Below are 17068 nucleotides of genomic sequence, written 5' to 3' on the forward strand. Positions count from 1 at the left end.
CGGATCGCCGTCCGCAGGCAAAATAACTTTACAGAACATCCCGCGCATTATCGAATCGTGTTCCGGTATAGCCGAATTCAGCGACCGGACGCCACCCGACGCTCGATCTGCGCGTAGAAGCCCTTCGCCTGGTCAGCGGTCACCAGGCCCATCTCCACCGCGTTCTGAAGGTCCGCGCGTACGCCCTGCAACCGGACAGAAGACGAGGATTCTGACCCAACATCCGGCTCCTGCGGCAGCGTAACGATGGGCGATGCGGCAACCGACGGCGCCACTCCCACCCCTGTCAGCGAGGCGGCCATGATCAGCGACCCGGCAACAGCATGTCGGGCATGGACAAAGTAGCGACGCGATTGCGCGGTCAAGAGTTCCTCCTGAGAACGGCTGAGGGTTCCACCGTTTCACCCGCACATGAACGCCGCCTGTCCCGAAGCTGTGAATTAGGGTAGGAGCAGGAAAATACCAACCAGAAGGAGGCAACGGTGGCCAGTGAATCCACATTCGACGTTGTAAGCAAGGTAGACAAGCAGGAAGTTGCCAACGCGCTGAACCAGGCACAGAAGGAACTTGCCCAGCGCTACGATTTCAAGGGTGTTGGAGCTGAGGTGGATTTCAGCGGCGAGATGATCCTCATGAAGGCAAACTCGGAAGAGCGCGTGCTCGCCGTGCTCGACGTCCTGCAGTCCAAGATGATCAAGCGCGGCATCTCGCTGAAGTCCCTCGACACCGGCGAGCCCTACGCCTCGGGCAAGGAATTCCGCCTCGAGACAACCATCAAAGAGGGCATCGCACAGGACATCGCCAAGAAAATTAACAAGCTCATCCGCGATGAGGCACCCAAGGGCGTCAAATCCCAGATCCAGGGTGACGAGTTGCGCGTCAGCTCCAAGTCCCGCGATGACCTGCAGGCCACCATGGCTCTGCTCAAGAACTTTGACGAGGCTGACCTCCAGTTCGTGAACATGCGGTAGGCATCCCAGCCAACCAACGACGGCGACGCTCCCTTGAGAGGGGGCGTCGCCGTCGTCGTTCTGGGCTTGTAATCGGTACTACTGCAGGGTGCGGCCGGCCATACCCTCCAGGCGGGCAATGCGCTGTGCCATGGGCGGGTGGGAGGCAAACAGCTTCTTCACCCCTCCGCCGCGGAACGGATTCGCAATCATCAGGTGCGAGGTGTTGACCAGCTGCTGGCTCTGCGGCAGCGGCGCCTGCTGCGTTCCGCGCTCGAGTTTGCGCAGGGCGGAGGCGAGAGCCAGCGGGTCTTCCGTGAGGCGGGCGCCGTCTTCATCGGCGTCGTACTCGCGGGTTCGGCCGATGGCCATCTGGATGAGCCCCGCAGCAAGCGGTGCAAGGAACGCCAACAGCAGCGCCGCGATCGGGTTGCCACCCGAGTTCCGGTTGCCGCCCATGAGGCCAGTGAACGCGAACATCTGCGCAACCGAGGTGATGACGCCGGCAACAGCGGCGGCAACAGACCCGGTCAGGATGTCGCGGTTATAGACATGCATCAGCTCATGCCCAAGCACGCCCCGCAGCTCGCGCTCGCTGAGAATCTGCAGGATGCCCTGGGTGCAGCAGACCGCTGCGTTTTCCGGGTTCCGGCCGGTGGCAAATGCGTTGGGCGCCATGGTCGGCGAGACGTACAGGCGGGGCATCGGCTTGCCCGCCTTGGTGCTGAGCTCGCGCACGATGCGGTACATCGCCGGCGCCTGCTGCTCCGTCACCGGAACAGCTTTCATGCTGCGGATAGCGAGTTTGTCGCTGTTCCAGTAGCTGTACGCGATCGAGCCGACACCGATCAGCGCGAAGATCCACAGGAACGCCGAACTGCGCGTGGCCGAAGCGATCACCGCACCGAACAGCAGGAAGATCCCCATCAGGGATCCGAAAAGCAGGGCCGTCTTGGCCCCGTTGAAGTGGTTGTGCACCTGTTCTCCTTGTTGACTTACCTACCGGTACAACGGCGCTGCGCTGCACCCTGTTCCGCCGTCAGTTCCGCAGCCCTTCAGCGTGAAAGGACGGTGCACACGCAGGCGCGGTTGCCCTCGCCGTCGGTCAGCACGGTGAAAGACGGCGCCTGCGCCTCGTCGACGACGGCGCCTCCTGCGGCGACGGCTGCGGCGATGCGCGCGTCAGCGACGTCGTGCGGCACCCACACGTCGAGGTGGAACCGCTGCCGTGGGGTTTCATGCGCATCTGTGCCCTGAAACCAGAGCAGCGGAACACGGCCGGAAGGGTCCACGACGTCGTCACCACTCACATTGCGGGCATCGCCGGTGAGCAACGCGGCCCAGAACGGTCCCGCGTCGGCGAGCGCCGCGGTATCGAGCGCGAGTTCCACTTCGGCGAGCGCCCCTGGCTGCGGCGTCAGGCCCTGCTCCTGCGCGATGGAACTGATGGCTCGTGCGAGGTCCACATCGCGCTGTGTCAGTGCACCGACGTCGTGACTGATCAGTTTCAGGTCCACGTGCGGGTAGGTGAGGGTGACATCGGGGTGATGGTTGGCTGCCTCTGCGGCCTCGGTCACAGCGGTCACGAACCGGAGCCCCGCGGTGAAGCTGCCGGTGCGGAAACGGGCGTGGATGCCCTGCGCGAGCTGGCGCCAGTCGTTGAGCCCGGCGTCGAGAATCTGCGTGCTGGTGAGCTTGTCCATGACCCCAGTATGTCGCGGCACGGGGCAGCTGTGACCTATCGGAGCGCCTTATTGCGCGAGGGTCATCGAGATCTGATAGCGGTCGGACCGGTAGGTGGAGATCGAATACTCGATCGGCGTGCCGGGTTCTTCCGGTCCGGTGAATGAGCGCCGGTGAAAGAGGAGCACCGGGGCGCCCAGCGCGATGTCGAGCAGCTGCGCAATATCCGCTGACGCAGCACTTGCCTGGACGGTCTGTTCCACGCGCCGCACCGGATGCCCGGACGCCGAGAGCACGCGGTAGAGGGAACCGGTCAGGTCTTCGGCCAGCAGGTTGGGAAGCAGCGCTGGCGGGAGCCAGGACTCGTCAACGCTGACGGGTGCATTGTTGGCGAGCCGGAGTCGCCTCAACCGGTATGCCGGCGCATTCTCGGCAAGGCGAAGATGCGACGCCGCGGCGTCCGGCGGTTCACAGAGCTCAGCTGTGATCACGCGGGTGCTGGGTTGGAACCCGGCAGCGCGCATGTCGTCATTGAAGGACGCCAGGTGCAGCACCGACCGAACCATGCCATGGGACACGAAGGTGCCCTTGCCCTTTTCCCGTACCAGCTCGCCGTCCCGGACGAGATCGGAAATGGCTCGGCGCACGGTGATGCGCGAAACCCCGAACATCTCCTCGAGCTGGCGTTCACCGGGGAGCGCTTCGCCCGGCTTCAATCCTTGCGCGAGCTCCTGGAGCTGGCGCCGCAACCGGAGATGCTTGAGCTCGCCTGACCGGTTTACACCGGCGCTGTGCGTTTTCTCCATGCATCTGTAATATCAGAACAACTGGTTATAACCAGTCACTGCGCCAGGAACTCGATCTGTGTCACCGAATGAACCGACCAGTATGCATTTGCCCCTGAAGACCTAAGGACCCGCATGACGCCCTATGGCAGGCAGCTCACCCACCGCCGGGAAATTTTGTGCAGCTTCAGTGACTCCGCCGGCCTCGATGCCACCGGAGCTGCACAAAACTTCCAACCCCGACCGGATGCCCGGGCCAGATGAACAGCGGCCAGAACCGGGTACTCCGCGGCCGGCTGGTCACCGGCCAGCCGGCCGCGGACATTCTTGACGACGGCGCCATCTGGCTCGCCGGGGACCGCATCGAATGGTGCGGACCGGCGTCGGAGTTGCCAGCCGGGAGTCCGCAGGAGGTCGAGGAGGTCCCGGTGATCCTGCCGGGGCTGGTTGACCTGCACTGCCACGGCGGGGCTGGGCACACCTTCTCGGCCGACCCCGACGGCGCACGCGCTGTCGCGGCCCATCACGCTGCCAACGGAACGACGTCGCTGCTCGCCTCGCTGGTCTCCGCACCGGCTGAGGAGCTGATGGTACAGATTGAGGCGCTGCGGGACCTGGTCGACGACGGAACTCTCGCCGGCCTGCACCTCGAAGGCCCGTTCCTCGCCGCCGATATGTGCGGGGCACAGAACCCCGCGGCAATCATCGACGGCGATCCCGCCCTGCTTCGTCAGTGGCTCGAAACCGGGCGTGGAACCATACGGTCCCTCACACTGGCCCCGGAAACCCCCCACTTCGACGAGCTGGTGTCCCTCTGCCGGCAACACGGCGTCGTTCCGTCGGTCGGGCATACGGCGGCGACCGCCGCGCAGATGCGTGCGGCCCTTGAGCACAATCCGGGCGGGACGTGGTCGGCCACGCACCTGTTCAACCGCATGCCTCCTCTGGACCATCGCCGCCCAGGACCGATCGCAGTGCTGCTCGAAACAGCCCGCCGTGCGCCGGACTCCATGGTCCTGGAACTGATTGCCGACGGCGCGCACCTGCACCCGGACACCGTCCGGATGGTCTTCGGCCTCGTCGGCGCGGACGGTATCGCTCTTATCACGGATGCCATGGCCGCCGCCGGCATGAGCGACGGCGACTACACGCTCGGCACACTGGACGTCGAGGTGCGCAACGGAACCGCGCGGCTCGCTTCCCCGGACTGGACCGCCGGCGCCATCGCCGGAGGCACCAGCCGCCTGCTGGAGAACGTGCGGCGCTGCCGCGACTGGGGCATAAGCCTCGCCGATGCGGTTGCGGCCGCATCCTCCACTCCGGCACGGCTCATCGGGAACGACGACGTCGGAATGCTCAGCCCCGGACGGCGGGCAGATGTAGTGGTCGCCTCGGACGAGCTCGAAGTACTGCAGGTGTACCGCTCAGGTGCCCTGCAACAGCCAGCACCAAAGGAAAGGTCTTAACTGTGCAGGTCATCATCTGCGAGTCACCGGAACAGGTCGGTTCGCGCGCCGCGGACATCATCGAGGTACGCGTACGGCAAGGGCCGGCAGTGCTGGGCCTTGCGACGGGCAGTTCGCCGTCGGGAACCTACGGCGAGCTGATCCGTCGCCATCGGGAAGAACAGCTGAGTTTCAGCGACGCCACGGCGTTCACGCTCGATGAGTATGCGGGGCTCCCGCTGGATCACGACCAGTCCTACCACTCAACCATTCGCCGCGAGTTCGTGGATCACGTGGACCTCCCGCTATCCCGACTGCTGACTCCTCACGGGGACGCGGAAGACCTGCGGGCCGAAGCCGTCAGGTATGACGAGGCCATTCGCGAAGCCGGCGGCGTCGACATCCAGATCCTCGGCATCGGTGCGAACGGGCATATCGGCTTCAATGAGCCGACGTCGTCCCTCAATTCGCGGACCAGGGTCAAGACCCTCGCCGGAGCCACCCGGTCAGACAACGCACGGTTCTTCCCCGGCGGTGAGGTTCCCCAGCTCTGCCTGACCCAGGGGCTCGGAACCATCCGCGAGGCGCACCAAGCGGTGCTGGTAGCGCTGGGTGCCAACAAGGCCTGCGCCGTCCGGGCAATGGTTGAGGGACCGGTGAGTGCGTTCTGCCCTGCCTCGGTCCTGCAGCTGCACCCACGCGCCGTCGTCGTTCTGGATCCCGAGGCAGCCTCCCAGCTGCAGCTGATCGACTACTACCGCAGGGCGCAGGAACTGAACGACAAGCTGCTGGGCCGGTAGCACTGGTCGCCGGCAGCGTCAGTCCGGGCAGCGCCGGTCAGGGTTCGGGGTTCCGGGAATCGTACTGGCCGAAGCGCGGTTGGAGGCGTGCCAGCAGCACCACGAGCAGGATGCACACGATCCCGCCCCACAGCGCCGTCCAGCCCTCACCGATCCACTCGGCGAACCCGCCGCCCACCAGCTCCCCCAGCCTGGGGCCGCCAGCGACGACGACGATGAACACTCCCTGCAGGCGCCCCCTCATCGCATCGGGAGTTGCCGACTGCAGAATGGTGCTGCGGAAGACGCCGCTGACCGAGTCCGAAACACCCGCCAACAGGAGGCAGACGGCGGCAGGGATGATCCACGGCGTCATCCCGCCGTCGGGTGACCGCCCGGCCAGGATGACGACCAGCCCGAAGGCGCTGATCGACGCGCCCCAGCCGACGACGGACCACTGGACCGCCCGCCCCTGCCGGTGGATGTGCCCCAACGGACCCGAGAACAGTCCGGATAGGACTGCCCCGAATGCGCTTGCTCCCAGCAGGATGCCGACGGTCAGCTCACCGCCGCCGATGAACACGGCACCCACCGCCGGCAGGAGCACGCGCGGCTGGGCCATGACCATTGCCGCAAGGTCAATGAGGAACGTCATCCGGATGTTCGGCCGCGTGCCGAGGTAGCGGAATCCTTCGATGACGGTGGCAAGGCCGGCTCGGCGCACCGGCCCTTCCGGCGGCATGGCTGGCAGGCGGAACAGCGCCCACAGCGCGGCGGTGAAGGTAACGACGTCGATGGTGTAGGTCCAGCCATAGCCCACCTGGGCGATGAGCACGCCGGCCAGCATGGGACCGACGGTGAAGGCGAGCCCAAACGTGATCATGGACAGGGCGTTGGCTGCGGGAAGCAGCTCAGGGCGCACCAGCCGCGGGATGATGGCCGTCCGCGTGGGCTGGTTGATGCCTGCAAACCCGCTGTGGACGGCGATCAGGAGGTACAACAGCCAGATGTTGTCAGCACCCATCCAGGCCTGCAGCGCGATGCCGATGGTTGACGCCCACAGTCCCAGACCGGACAGCAGCGCCACCTTGCGGCGATCATGCGCGTCCGCCACCGCGCCGCCATACAGGCCGGCGAAGATTAGCGGCACCAGTGCGAACAACCCGATGAGACCGACGTTCAGGCTTGATCCCGTGATGTCGTAAACCTGCAGGCTGACTGCAACGAGGGTGAGGTTGGTGCCGATCGCGGACAGCGCCGTGCCGAAGTACAGTCTGCGGAACGCCGGACTTTCCTTTAGCGGAGTGATATCGGCAAGGAGTCTGGGCACCCGGCAAGTGTACCGGCGGAGCGGTTACCTCCGGCAACGACTCACGGTTCCTCCTACCGTTTCATCAGCCTGCTGACTTTCCTTCCTACGGTGGCTAGGGTTGCTCTCACAGTGCGGTGCGTCGCCGATCATCCAGCGGGAGGAAAATCGTCATGCTTACCAGCGAAGTTGCTGAAGGAATCCACTGGCTCGAGCACGCCCACGTGAACGTCTACTTCGTTGAGCAGGAGGATCGCGTCATGATTGTCGACGCCGGCCTTCCGGGCATCTGGCCGCACATCAGGGCCGCGCTGCGGGAACTCGGGTTCGAGAATTCGGTGGTGGCACTGGTTCTCACTCACGCGCACTTTGACCACGTGGGCGTAGCCGCCAAGCTGCGCACTACCTACCGCCTGCCCATTCTTGTCCATCCCGGGGACGCCTACATTGCCGCGCATCCCTACCGCTACAAGCACGAGCTGAACCGCCTGACCGTGCCCTTGCGCAATCCGGGAAGCCTGCCGATCCTCGGCAGAATGACACTGGCGGGGGCTTTGACGGTCCGCGGCGTCACGGACACGCTGCCGCTTGTGCCCGGAATTGCGGGCAACCTTCCCGGCACCCCGGAGATCGTCCACGTTCCCGGCCATACCGCCGGCCATGTGGCCCTCCACTTCGCGGACCGGCAAACGCTGATCGTCGGCGACGCACTGGTCACCCTGAATCCCTATACCGGCCTGAAAGGACCCCAGATCGTCTCCGGAGCGGCAACGGCGGACTCACCGCAGGCACTGGAATCGCTCGACCGGATCGCGGCGCTTCCCGCCGACAGGGTGCTGACCGGACACGGCGAGCCATGGCTCTCAACTCCGGCAGACGCCGTAGCCATCGCCAGGCTGAATGGGCCGTCCTGACGGATCAGTCCGAAGCGTGTTCGGCGATGGCGGTGTCAATCGCCGCCAGCAGCCGCTCGTTCCCGAGAATCCGGAAGTGCCCCATCACATCCAACTGCACGTTGGTGGCCCCGACCAGCTCGCTGCCGCCCGGAATGTGCGGGTCGAACGTCCCGTAGATCGAGGTGATGCGCGAATTCACCGCGAGGTTGGCGCGCAGCGCGTTCAGGGTCCGGTTCCGTGGCGAGAAGGCCCGCAGGCTCGGCAGCAGCGCAAACATGGCGTAAACCGAGCCTGAAAACGGCGAGTTCACCGCAATGAGCTGACGGACACGCGGCGCGGAATCCGGCAGGGTCATGACGTACTTCCCGATCAGGCCACCCTTGCTGTGGGCCACAAGGACCACGTCGGTCAGGTTTCGCTCACGCAGGTATTGCTCCACCAGCTCAGCCATCGCGGGAACGGTTCCACGGTTGTAGCCCAGAGCGGTGACCGCATGCACAGGATGCCCCGCTGCGTGCAGGTGGGATGCCACCGGGTTCATGAACTGCCAGGGCTCATAGATACCGGGCAGCAGAATCACGGGCGCCTTGTCCCCGGACAGCTGCCGACCAGCATCGCCGCGGAAGAGAAAGCCACGGGCCTGCCAGAAGCCAACATAGGCGTAATCGAGGATCCACGCCCCGCCGCGCCTAAGCAGCCGCATGCGGGTCTCCCGTGAGCAGCCCCCGAGCGGTCTCTGCCGGTCGGCTGTACATCAGGACGTGCGGAACGTCCGGAACCTCCACCACTGTGGCATTGGGATTGGCGTCGGCCAGCCGCAGCAGCCAGTCCGTCGGGGCGATCGGATCCCGTTCCCCGCGCATCAGCACCACCGGGCACGCTACGCGGGGAAGCGCCTCCTCGAGCTTGTGGCCGACCATCGCCGGGAGGGTCCGCAGATACGGCACGATCGAGCGCAGATAGTCCGTGAACACCATCAGGTTCACGGCCGGTGATTCACGCAGCGTGTCCTGCGCCAACCGCAGCGCCTGCTTGCCGATGGAGCGTTCGCGATCATTCACGGTAGGGCCAAGCAGCACGAGTTTGTGCACCAGCTCCGGCCCGTGCGCCGCAGTTTCGGTTGCCACCTGACACCCCATCGAGTGCCCAATAAGCACCACGGAGCCCACATCGAGGTTGCGCAGAACGGTCAGCACAATCTCTCCGAGCTCCGGAACAGACAGCGGGCGGTGCGGCCCTGGAGAGGAACCGAACCCGGGCAGCTCGATGGCATACACCGCGCTGTTCCGCGCCAGTTCGGCGGCGAGACGCTCGAAGTAGCGGGCCGAGACGCCGATACCGTGAACCAGCACCACAGGATCTCCCCGCCCCACTCTCCGCACGGTCACCACGCAGTCCGCAACGCGCTCCTTAACTACGTCATCCCACGGCCCGCGGCCCATTCTCCTACCCTTCATCGCCGGCATCTCCATCCAGCGTAGTCCGTTAGGTTCGGCTTATTATGAATTACTCACAACAGATGTTTGACTGGTGTCATGACCGAACATACCGCGCCCGCGAACACGTGGGCTGAGTCCCTGCGTTCAGCGGGACGCCGGGTGACGAAGCAGCGCCTGGCGGTACTCGCCGCCGTTGAGCAGTCGCCGCATTCAACCGCGGACGACGTCGTCACTGCGGTCCGCGCCGAACTCGCCGACATCACCGTGCAGTCGGTCTACGTAGTGCTCTCCGACCTCACCGTCAGCGGACTGCTGCGCAGGATCGAAACACCCAACTCGCCCGCACGGTATGAGACCAGGGTGAATGACAATCACCACCACGCCGTCTGCACCGGGTGCGGCCGGATCGAGGATGTGGACTGCGCCGTGGGGCATGCACCGTGCCTGACGCCCGCCTGGTCGCCGGGCTCAAACCAGATGACCATCCAGATTGCCGACGTCGTCTATCAGGGCCTGTGCAACGACTGCCGCGAGGCATCCGCCCAAAATTTCACCACTACTTCCTGAACTAACTGAAACACACTGAAAGAAGGAGAATCCATGACTGCCAACTACAGCACCACCCAATCGGGTGCCCCCGTTGTTGACGACAGCAATTCCTCGGCGCTGGGCCGCGACGGCGCCATCCCGCTGACTGACCATTACCTGATCGAGAAGCTCGCCCAGTTCAACCGCGAGCGCGTGCCCGAGCGCGTTGTGCACGCCAAGGGCGGCGGCGCATTCGGCGTATTCGAGGCCACTGAGGACGTCAGCAAGTACACCAAGGCAGCTCTCTTCCAACAGGGCGCACAGACCGAGACGCTGCTCCGGTTCTCCTCCGTCGCCGGTGAGCAGGGTTCTCCTGATACCTGGCGCGACCCCCGCGGGTTCGCCCTGAAGTTCTACACCTCCGAGGGCAACTACGACCTCGTGGGCAACAACACCCCGGTGTTCTTCATCCGCGACGGCATCAAGTTCCCCGACTTCATCCACTCGCAGAAGCGCCTTCCCGGCTCCAACCTGCGTGATGCAGACATGCAGTGGGACTTCTGGACCCTCTCCCCCGAGTCCGCACACCAGGTGACCTGGCTGATGGGTGACCGCGGCCTCCCCGCCTCGTGGCGGACCATGAACGGTTACGGCTCACATACCTACCAGTGGATCAACGAGGCCGGAGAAAAGTTCTGGGTCAAGTACCACTTCAAATCTGCCCAGGGCCACGAGGCGCTGACCGGCGACGAGGCCGAGGCACTCGCCGGCTCCGACGCCGACCACCACATCCGTGACCTCTACGAGAACATCGAGCAGGGCAACTTCCCCAGCTGGGATCTCAAGGTCCAGGTCATGCCGTATGAGGATGCGAAGAACTACCGGTTCAACCCGTTCGATCTCACCAAGGTGTGGCCGCACGCGGACTACCCGCTGATCCCGGTCGGCAAGCTGACCCTGAACCGCAACCCGGAGAACTACTTCGCGCAGATCGAACAGGCAACCTTCGCGCCGTCGAACTTCGTTCCGGGCATCGCCGCGTCGCCGGACCGCATGCTGCAGGCACGCATCTTCTCCTACGCAGACGCACACCGCTACCGCGTGGGCACCAACCACGCGCAGCTGCCCGTCAATGCCCCGAAGAGCGAGGTGCGCAACTACTCCAAGGACGGCGGCGCACGCTTCTTCTTCAACTCGCCGCAGACCCCGGTCTACGCACCGAACTCGATGGGCGGCCCTGCTGCAGATCCGTCGCTGACGGGCCCCGAGGGCGGCTGGGAGAACGACGGCGATCTGGTGCGTGCCGCCCACAGCCTCCACGCTGAGGACGATGACTTCGGTCAGGCCGGAACGCTGTACCGGGAGGTCTACAACGACGCCGAGAAGGCGCGTTTCCTGGAGAACATCACCGGTGCGGTGAGCGGAGTAACCATTGCGGACATCCGCGAACGCGCCATCCAGTACTGGACCAATGTCGATGCCGATCTCGGTGCCAAGCTACGCGCCAACCTCGGCAGCGCGTCCGGTGCTGCACAGAACTCTGACGCCGAGGCTGCGAACAAGTTCTAGTCCGTAGCGTTTAACCACGCAACGCAGGAAGGGCGGGCCCATAGCGGGCCCGCCCTTCCTGCACTTCTTATCTGTTTGCCTGGGAGAGAGCCTGGTCCAGTCCGGTGAAGAAGCGGTCCATCAGCAAGTGCAGTGCCTGTTCGACGGAATCCCGGTCCTGGTTCAAAACGTAGTCATACTGCAGGCCGTACAGACTTGTTGTGAACAACCGCGCCGAGGAATCGGCCTCCGCACGCTGCATACCCTGATTGACCAGCCAGTCTGCCGACAAGGAATGCCAGTAAGCGAACTTCCTCATGGCACTGCCTCGTGGATTGAGGCTCACTGCATCCTGAAGAGCCGCTTCGAATTCAAGGCGCTGCAGCTGTCGGTTTCGCTCAATCAGGAGCCAGTTCCAGGAATCGAGAATCCACCTGCGGAAATCTTCCCGGGCAAATCCTTCGGGATTCTCAGGCTTCAACGCGTCATGACGCGCCTCGATGTGCCGGACAATCTCATTGATGAGTTCCTCGCGGTTGCCGAAGTGGTACACGAGTACGTAGCTGCTGATACCCAGGCCGTCCGCCAGGGTGCGGAAGCTCAGGCTCGCGAACGTCTTGTCGAGGAGATGATCGACAATCTGCTCGAGGAGCTCGTTCTTCCGTTCCGGTTTCGGGGGGCGCGCCATTGCTGAATAGTACAGCGCGTGGAGCACGCCCCCGTGCGCACTTCCTACTTCCCGGCGCGCAATTCCTCCAACACCGGCTCGCCCGTTTTATCTTCTGCGGCAAGGCGTGAGTGCCGCTGTCCATAGGCGAAGTAGATAGCGAAACCGACCACGAGCCAGATCCCGAAGAACACCCAGGTCACGGTGGCCAGGTTGAGCATGAGGTACACGCAGAGGATGGCCGACAGGATCGGAATGACCTTGCCGAACGGCACACGGAAGGATGGCTTCAGGTCGGGCCGCTTCTTCCGGAGTACCAGGATGCCCAGACTTACGGTGACGAACGCGGAAAGCGTGCCGATATTGATCATCTCGGCGAGCAGTTCAACCTCGGTGAAACCGGCCAGGAGAGCGACGACGACGCCACACAGAATCTGCGTACGCGCAGGAGTGCTTCGCTTGGCTGAGGTCCGGCTCAGTCCGCGGGGCATCAGGCCGTCGCGACTCATGGCGAAGATGACGCGCGCCAGGCCCATGAGCAGCACCATGATGACCGTGGTCAGCCCGATCAGGCTGCCCACGGAAATGATTCCGGCGGCCCAGTCAGCACCCACAAGCTGGAATGCGGTGGCCAACGACGGCGACTCGGTTGCGGCCAGCTCCTGGTAGGACACCATGCCTGTCACGGCCAGCGTCACCAGGATGTAAAGCACGGTCACCAGGGCGAGTCCGCTGAAGATGCCGCGCGGGAGGGTCTTCTGTGGATTCTTCACTTCCTCCGCGGAAGTGGCCACGACGTCGAAGCCGATGAATGCGAAGAACACCAGTGCCGCGCCGGAGATGATGCCCGTGAAACCGTACATGGCAGGATTTGCGCCGCTAAGGAAGGACAGGAACGGCTGGGACGCCCAGCTGCTGTCGAGTTCGGCCGGTGCCTCGGAGGCAGGGACAAACGGCGTGTAGTTTGCGCCGTCGATGTAGAAGAACCCAACGACGATGACGAACAGGACGATGGCGATCTTGATGATCGTGAAGATGTTGTTCACGCGGGCGGAAAGCTTGGTTCCCAGCACCAGGATCATCGTGAAGATGGCGACGATGATCAGCGGGCCCCAGTACACCGTGATGCCCAGGAGGTTGACCTGGGACGGAACGTCGAGGTTAAGCACCGCGAACAGATCGCTGAGGTAGACGCCCCAGAACTTCGCGATGACGGCGCCCGCCATCAGCAGCTCGAGGATAAGGTTCCACCCGATGATCCACGCGAGTAGCTCTCCCATGGTGGCGTAGGTAAAGACGTAGGCACTGCCTGCAACGGGCATTGCCGTTGCGAACTCGGCGTAGCACATGATGGCGAGCGCGCAGGTGATGGCGGCGAGCACAAACGAGATGGTCACTGCAGGGCCGGCGTTGAATGCTGCTGCCTGGGCACCGACAGAGAAGATCCCGGCACCGACAGCAACTGCGACGCCCATGATCATGAGGTCCCAGGTGGTCAGCGACCGCTTGAGTGTGCGGCCTTTCTCACCTGAATCTGCGATCGATTGTTCGATCGACTTGGTACGGAAAAGATTCACGGCTTTGTGTCCTCTGTGGGGAAAACTGACCGGTCAATCGTAATGAGCACGTAATACGCCTCCACATTCGTCTCGGCATGTGAGACGAATGTGGAGGCGTATTGGGACGGTCAGTGTCTGGTTGAGACAGGCGCCGACTCCGTCAGTGGGCGTGCGCCGTCGTCGTCCGTGTGTTCAACCAGGCGAGCGCCTTCAACGTCAACATCGGGCAGGACGCGGTCCAGCCACTTCGGCAGCCACCAGGCTGAGCGGCCGAGGAGGTGCATCGCGGCCGGGATGAGGGTCATCCGGACCACGAACGCATCGAGCAGCACACCGAACGCCAGGCCGAAACCGATGGGGCGGACCATGGTCAGATGCGAGAAGACAAAGCCTGCGAACACCGAGACCATAATGATGGCCGCAGCCGTGACCACCCTGGCGCCGTGGCTGAATCCGACCCGCACGGCTTCCTTGGCGGGCCGGCCATGAACGAAGGACTCGCGCATACCGGAGACAAGGAACATCTGGTAGTCCATGGCCAGACCGAAGAGCACGCCGATCAGGATGATGGGGAGGAAGCTCAGGATCGGGCCGGGGTTGGTGACGCCGAAGAAGTCTCCCAGCCAACCCCACTGGTAGATCGCGACGGTGGCACCGAAGCTGGCCAGTAGCGAGAGCAGGAAGCCGGCGGTGGCGATGAGCGGCACCAGGATGGACCGGAACACCAGGAGCAGCAACACCAGCGACAGCCCGACGACGATGCCCAGGTAGAGCGGCATGGCCTCCATGAGTTTCGCGGAGACGTCGATGTTCGCGGCGGTCTGCCCCGTGACGGACACGGTCACGCCGGTAGCGTCCTCGATGCTGGCGGCTTCGGCACGGAGGTCACGCACCAGTTGCTCGGTGCTCTCGCTCGCCGGGCCTTCTTCCGGGATGACCTGGTAGATCGCGGTGCGTCCGTCGTCGCTGATTCCGGCAGGGACAGCGGTGACGACGTCATCAATGGCGGCGAGGCGGTCGGCGACGTCGAGCTGGAGGTCGGTGCGCTCGCCCTCATCCTCGATCGGGGGCAGTTCACCGACGGCGAGGAGAGGTCCGTTGGTGCCTTCGCCGAACTTCTCCCCCACCAGTGTGTAGGCCTGGTAGGCGGTGGAATCGGTCGGCTCGGAGCCGCCGTCAGGCAGGCCGACGCGCAGTTCCAGCGCCGGCAAAGCAAGCACACAGAGCGCGACGACGCCAACCAGTACCGTGAGGATGGGTTTGCGGGTGACAAAACCGCCCCAGCCGAGGCCTGCGGCATAGGAATTGTCAACAGAGTGCTCGTCAGCCTCTGCCTCGCTGGCGGAGTGCGCGGTCTTCCAGCGGCGTTTCGAGATGACCCTGCGGCCCATGAAACCAAGCAGCGCGGGCGTCAGGGTGAGCGCAACCAACACGGCGACGGCGACTGTTCCGGCAGCGGACAGGCCGAGGATCGTGAGGAACGGCAGGCCGGGGACGGCGAGCGCAGCCAGCGCGATGATGACCGTGATGCCCGCGAAAAGCACAGCGTTGCCCGCGGTTCCGGTGGCGCGTGCGATGGATTCCTGCAGCGGCATGCCGCGCAGCAGCTGTGTGCGGTGGCGGTTCACTATGAAGAGCGAATAATCGATCCCGACGGCGAGTCCGAGCATCAGCGCGAGCACCGGCGAGATGGAGCTCATCTGGATGACTCCGGTGAGTGCGAAGGTTATTCCGACGCCGACTCCTACGCCGACGATGGCCATGAGCAGCGGCAGGCCGGCTGCTACCAGCGTCCCGAGCATGACGATCAGGACAATGGCGGCGACCAGGAGGCCGATGACCTCGGCCGGACCGAAAATCTCGGAGATGTCCTGGACGATCTCCTTGCTGTATTCGACGTTCAGCCCGGCTTCAGTCGCGGCGCCCGCTGCTTCCTGGACCGCTTCACGGGTCTCGGGTGTGATGGCGTCTACTGCGGTGGTGAACTGGACGCTGGCAACCGCTGTGGTGCCGTCGTCGGACACGAACTGAATGGCTGAGGTGGCCTCGAGGAGGCGCTCTCCGCGCTCGAGTTCCACTCGGGCTGCGTCGAGTTCTGCCTGGCCCTCGTCGAGCTGGGCGCGCTGGGCGTCGATCTCGGCCTGGGCGGCGTCAAGCTGCGCCACGGTTGCGTCGATCTGCTCAGCGGGCAGGAACGCCTTCCCCGCTTCAAATTGAGCGCGCTGGTCATCGAGCTGCGCCTGGGCGGCATCGAGTTGGGCGGCGGCGTCGGCGAGCTCCTGGGCGCCGGCCCCGAGTTCCGCCCTGCCGTTCGCGATCTCCTCGCGGCTGTCGGCGAGCTGCTGGGCAGTCTCGAACGGGTCGATGACTGATTCGACGCCGTCGAGCCCTTCCACCTCCGTGAGGGCAGCCGTGACTTCCTCCTGCTGCTCCGCGGTGAACTCACCGTCAGTGCTCTGGAAAACGATGGTCCCCATGCCGCCGACGGCCTCGGGCATCTCCTCCTTGAGCTGATTGAGGACACGCTGTGACTCGGTGCCCGGGATGGTGAAGTTGTTGCTCAGTGTGCCGGAGAAGGCGACGGCGGAGCCACCTACCGCAACCATGATGGCCAGCCAGGCGGAGACCACCCACCAGCGGCGGCGGTAGGCGAAGGAACCGAGTCGGTACAGGAGGAAAGCCATGGTGTTGTGCGTCCTGGGTTAGAGGTCTGGATTAGGAGGAAGGACGGGAGAAGCCGTCGCGCAGCATGGTCAGCGTCGCGACGATGGAGTCCTCGAGGGTTTGCGCCGCATTGTGGTCCGGGTTCTCACTCGATGCCCATTCCCGCATTGCGGCCTTGGCGCAGGAGAGAAGTGAGCCGACCAGCGCGTGCACGTAGAGGGTTGATGCCTGGCCGCGCAGCCGGTCCTCGACCGCGCTGATGATGCGGGCTTCAGCCCGCTCCCAGGCGAGGAGGTGGGTACCGAGGAGGTCCGGGTTGCCTGCAGCCATGCGGAAGAGGTCGCCGCAGTCCTTCAGGTTTTCCACCTTGGTGGTGGCGGCGAGCGCGGCAATCATCGCGTCGAGGATGGGCTCATCCCCGGGACGGTCCGCGAGTTCGGCTTCGGCGCGGTCGAGAAACGACTCCGTGGAGACGATCAGTGCCTCTTCCGGGCTGTGAAAGTAGTTGAAGAAGGTGCGTCGGGAGACGTTCGCCTGATCGGCTATTTGCTCAGCCGTGAATCCGCCCATGCCGTGGGTGCGTGCGAGGTCCAGAGCCGCCTGGGCAATGGCCCTCCGTGTTTCGAGCTTGTTCTGCTCGCGGCGGCTGATTTGTTGTTCTGTCACATACTTACACTATGTGCAACTTTGCACAGAGTGCAAACTGGCGTTCCCGCCGTCGCGCGTGCGGGCCACATTCCCCGGGTACTGAGCATGAAACGGCGTGTCGCCTACCGACACGCCGTTTATTGGGCAAGCCATCCCTGAGAAGGTGGG

At 64.4% G+C, this 17068-nt stretch carries 17 protein-coding genes; 6 read left to right on the plus strand and 11 right to left on the minus strand.

Annotated features, from left to right (window positions below; genetic code table 11):
* Window positions 1–77: 77 nt before the first annotated feature.
* Window positions 78–365, minus strand: coding sequence for a hypothetical protein (locus ACZ2GY_RS12715; RefSeq protein ID WP_471672042.1), 288 nt, complete (start codon window positions 363–365; stop codon window positions 78–80).
* 117 nt (window positions 366–482) lie between these two features.
* On the opposite strand from ACZ2GY_RS12715, the gene ACZ2GY_RS12720 reads away from it, so the two are divergent.
* Entirely contained in the window at window positions 483–971 is a 489-nt protein-coding gene (locus tag ACZ2GY_RS12720; RefSeq protein WP_056543842.1) for a YajQ family cyclic di-GMP-binding protein, read from the plus strand.
* Window positions 972–1049: 78 nt separating this feature from the next.
* On the opposite strand, the gene htpX is transcribed toward ACZ2GY_RS12720, so the two are convergent.
* The 3 genes from htpX to ACZ2GY_RS12735 form a co-directional block, all read right to left on the minus strand.
* Window positions 1050–1928, minus strand: a complete 879-nt coding sequence (htpX, locus tag ACZ2GY_RS12725) for a zinc metalloprotease HtpX (protein ID WP_277358726.1) — start codon at window positions 1926–1928, stop codon at window positions 1050–1052.
* A 77-nt stretch (window positions 1929–2005) separates the two neighbouring features.
* The gene (locus ACZ2GY_RS12730) at window positions 2006–2653 is read right to left on the minus strand and encodes a 4a-hydroxytetrahydrobiopterin dehydratase (RefSeq protein WP_471672043.1); all 648 of its coding nucleotides are present in this window, start codon (window positions 2651–2653) and stop codon (window positions 2006–2008) included.
* 48 nt (window positions 2654–2701) lie between these two features.
* On the minus strand, window positions 2702–3439 hold the full coding sequence (locus tag ACZ2GY_RS12735) for a GntR family transcriptional regulator (RefSeq protein WP_277359266.1): 738 nt from the start codon (window positions 3437–3439) through the stop codon (window positions 2702–2704).
* A 239-nt stretch (window positions 3440–3678) separates the two neighbouring features.
* Here ACZ2GY_RS12735 and nagA point away from each other — a divergent pair, with 239 nt between their 5' ends.
* Window positions 3679–4884 carry an N-acetylglucosamine-6-phosphate deacetylase gene (gene nagA, locus ACZ2GY_RS12740; protein WP_471672044.1) on the plus strand — a complete coding sequence of 402 codons (1206 nt, stop codon included), beginning with the start codon at window positions 3679–3681 and terminating at the stop codon, window positions 4882–4884.
* A gap of 2 nt (window positions 4885–4886) precedes the next feature.
* Complete coding sequence (nagB, locus tag ACZ2GY_RS12745) at window positions 4887–5663, plus strand: glucosamine-6-phosphate deaminase (RefSeq protein ID WP_471672045.1); 777 nt, start codon at window positions 4887–4889, stop codon at window positions 5661–5663.
* A 37-nt stretch (window positions 5664–5700) separates the two neighbouring features.
* Here the strand turns inward: nagB and ACZ2GY_RS12750 are convergent, their stop codons facing one another.
* The gene (locus tag ACZ2GY_RS12750) at window positions 5701–6972 is read right to left on the minus strand and encodes an MFS transporter (protein WP_277359269.1); all 1272 of its coding nucleotides are present in this window, start codon (window positions 6970–6972) and stop codon (window positions 5701–5703) included.
* Window positions 6973–7124: 152 nt separating this feature from the next.
* On the opposite strand from ACZ2GY_RS12750, the gene ACZ2GY_RS12755 reads away from it, so the two are divergent.
* Window positions 7125–7865, plus strand: coding sequence for an MBL fold metallo-hydrolase (locus ACZ2GY_RS12755; RefSeq protein WP_277359270.1), 741 nt, complete (start codon window positions 7125–7127; stop codon window positions 7863–7865).
* Window positions 7866–7869: 4 nt separating this feature from the next.
* Here ACZ2GY_RS12755 and ACZ2GY_RS12760 read toward each other — a convergent pair whose 3' ends face one another.
* Together ACZ2GY_RS12760 and ACZ2GY_RS12765 are read right to left on the minus strand one after the other, a co-directional pair.
* The gene (locus ACZ2GY_RS12760) at window positions 7870–8550 is read right to left on the minus strand and encodes an esterase/lipase family protein (protein WP_471672046.1); all 681 of its coding nucleotides are present in this window, start codon (window positions 8548–8550) and stop codon (window positions 7870–7872) included.
* Window positions 8537–9289, minus strand: coding sequence for an alpha/beta fold hydrolase (locus tag ACZ2GY_RS12765; protein ID WP_471672047.1), 753 nt, complete (start codon window positions 9287–9289; stop codon window positions 8537–8539). The genes ACZ2GY_RS12760 and ACZ2GY_RS12765 overlap by 14 nt, the downstream gene beginning before the upstream one ends.
* A 93-nt stretch (window positions 9290–9382) precedes the next feature.
* Between ACZ2GY_RS12765 and ACZ2GY_RS12770 the strand changes: the two genes are divergently transcribed.
* A complete protein-coding gene (locus ACZ2GY_RS12770; protein WP_277359273.1) occupies window positions 9383–9853 on the plus strand; it encodes a Fur family transcriptional regulator in 471 nt (156 codons plus the stop codon).
* 33 nt (window positions 9854–9886) lie between these two features.
* Window positions 9887–11383: a catalase gene (locus tag ACZ2GY_RS12775; protein ID WP_277359274.1), complete on the plus strand. Its 1497-nt coding sequence runs from the start codon at window positions 9887–9889 to the stop codon at window positions 11381–11383.
* A 67-nt stretch (window positions 11384–11450) separates the two neighbouring features.
* Here ACZ2GY_RS12775 and ACZ2GY_RS12780 read toward each other — a convergent pair whose 3' ends face one another.
* The 4 genes from ACZ2GY_RS12780 to ACZ2GY_RS12795 form a co-directional block, all read right to left on the minus strand.
* On the minus strand, window positions 11451–12050 hold the full coding sequence (locus ACZ2GY_RS12780; RefSeq protein ID WP_277359275.1) for a TetR/AcrR family transcriptional regulator: 600 nt from the start codon (window positions 12048–12050) through the stop codon (window positions 11451–11453).
* A gap of 44 nt (window positions 12051–12094) precedes the next feature.
* The gene (locus ACZ2GY_RS12785; RefSeq protein WP_346027241.1) at window positions 12095–13606 is read right to left on the minus strand and encodes an amino acid permease; all 1512 of its coding nucleotides are present in this window, start codon (window positions 13604–13606) and stop codon (window positions 12095–12097) included.
* 110 nt (window positions 13607–13716) lie between these two features.
* The gene (locus ACZ2GY_RS12790; RefSeq protein ID WP_471672048.1) at window positions 13717–16272 is read right to left on the minus strand and encodes an MMPL family transporter; all 2556 of its coding nucleotides are present in this window, start codon (window positions 16270–16272) and stop codon (window positions 13717–13719) included.
* Window positions 16273–16303: 31 nt separating this feature from the next.
* Window positions 16304–16918 (minus strand): TetR/AcrR family transcriptional regulator, encoded by a 615-nt coding sequence (locus ACZ2GY_RS12795; RefSeq protein ID WP_277359278.1) that lies wholly within the window; start codon window positions 16916–16918, stop codon window positions 16304–16306.
* Window positions 16919–17068 lie beyond the last annotated feature (150 nt).

The sequence above is a fragment of the Arthrobacter sp. KKT183 genome, assembly GCF_055657625.1.

What these genes read in the sequence shown, in the direction of transcription:
- ACZ2GY_RS12730 (WP_471672043.1), bottom strand. Translation starts at nt 2,653, where the DNA reads ATGGACAAGCTCACCAGCACGCAGATTCTCGACGCCGGGCTCAACGAC.
- ACZ2GY_RS12735 (WP_277359266.1), bottom strand. Translation starts at nt 3,439, where the DNA reads ATGGAGAAAACGCACAGCGCCGGTGTAAACCGGTCAGGCGAGCTCAAG.
- nagA (WP_471672044.1), top strand. Translation starts at nt 3,679, where the DNA reads ATGAACAGCGGCCAGAACCGGGTACTCCGCGGCCGGCTGGTCACCGGC.
- ACZ2GY_RS12755 (WP_277359270.1), top strand. Translation starts at nt 7,125, where the DNA reads ATGCTTACCAGCGAAGTTGCTGAAGGAATCCACTGGCTCGAGCACGCC.
- ACZ2GY_RS12760 (WP_471672046.1), bottom strand. Translation starts at nt 8,550, where the DNA reads ATGCGGCTGCTTAGGCGCGGCGGGGCGTGGATCCTCGATTACGCCTAT.
- ACZ2GY_RS12765 (WP_471672047.1), bottom strand. Translation starts at nt 9,289, where the DNA reads ATGGGCCGCGGGCCGTGGGATGACGTAGTTAAGGAGCGCGTTGCGGAC.
- ACZ2GY_RS12770 (WP_277359273.1), top strand. Translation starts at nt 9,383, where the DNA reads ATGACCGAACATACCGCGCCCGCGAACACGTGGGCTGAGTCCCTGCGT.
- ACZ2GY_RS12775 (WP_277359274.1), top strand. Translation starts at nt 9,887, where the DNA reads ATGACTGCCAACTACAGCACCACCCAATCGGGTGCCCCCGTTGTTGAC.
- ACZ2GY_RS12780 (WP_277359275.1), bottom strand. Translation starts at nt 12,050, where the DNA reads ATGGCGCGCCCCCCGAAACCGGAACGGAAGAACGAGCTCCTCGAGCAG.
- ACZ2GY_RS12790 (WP_471672048.1), bottom strand. Translation starts at nt 16,272, where the DNA reads ATGGCTTTCCTCCTGTACCGACTCGGTTCCTTCGCCTACCGCCGCCGC.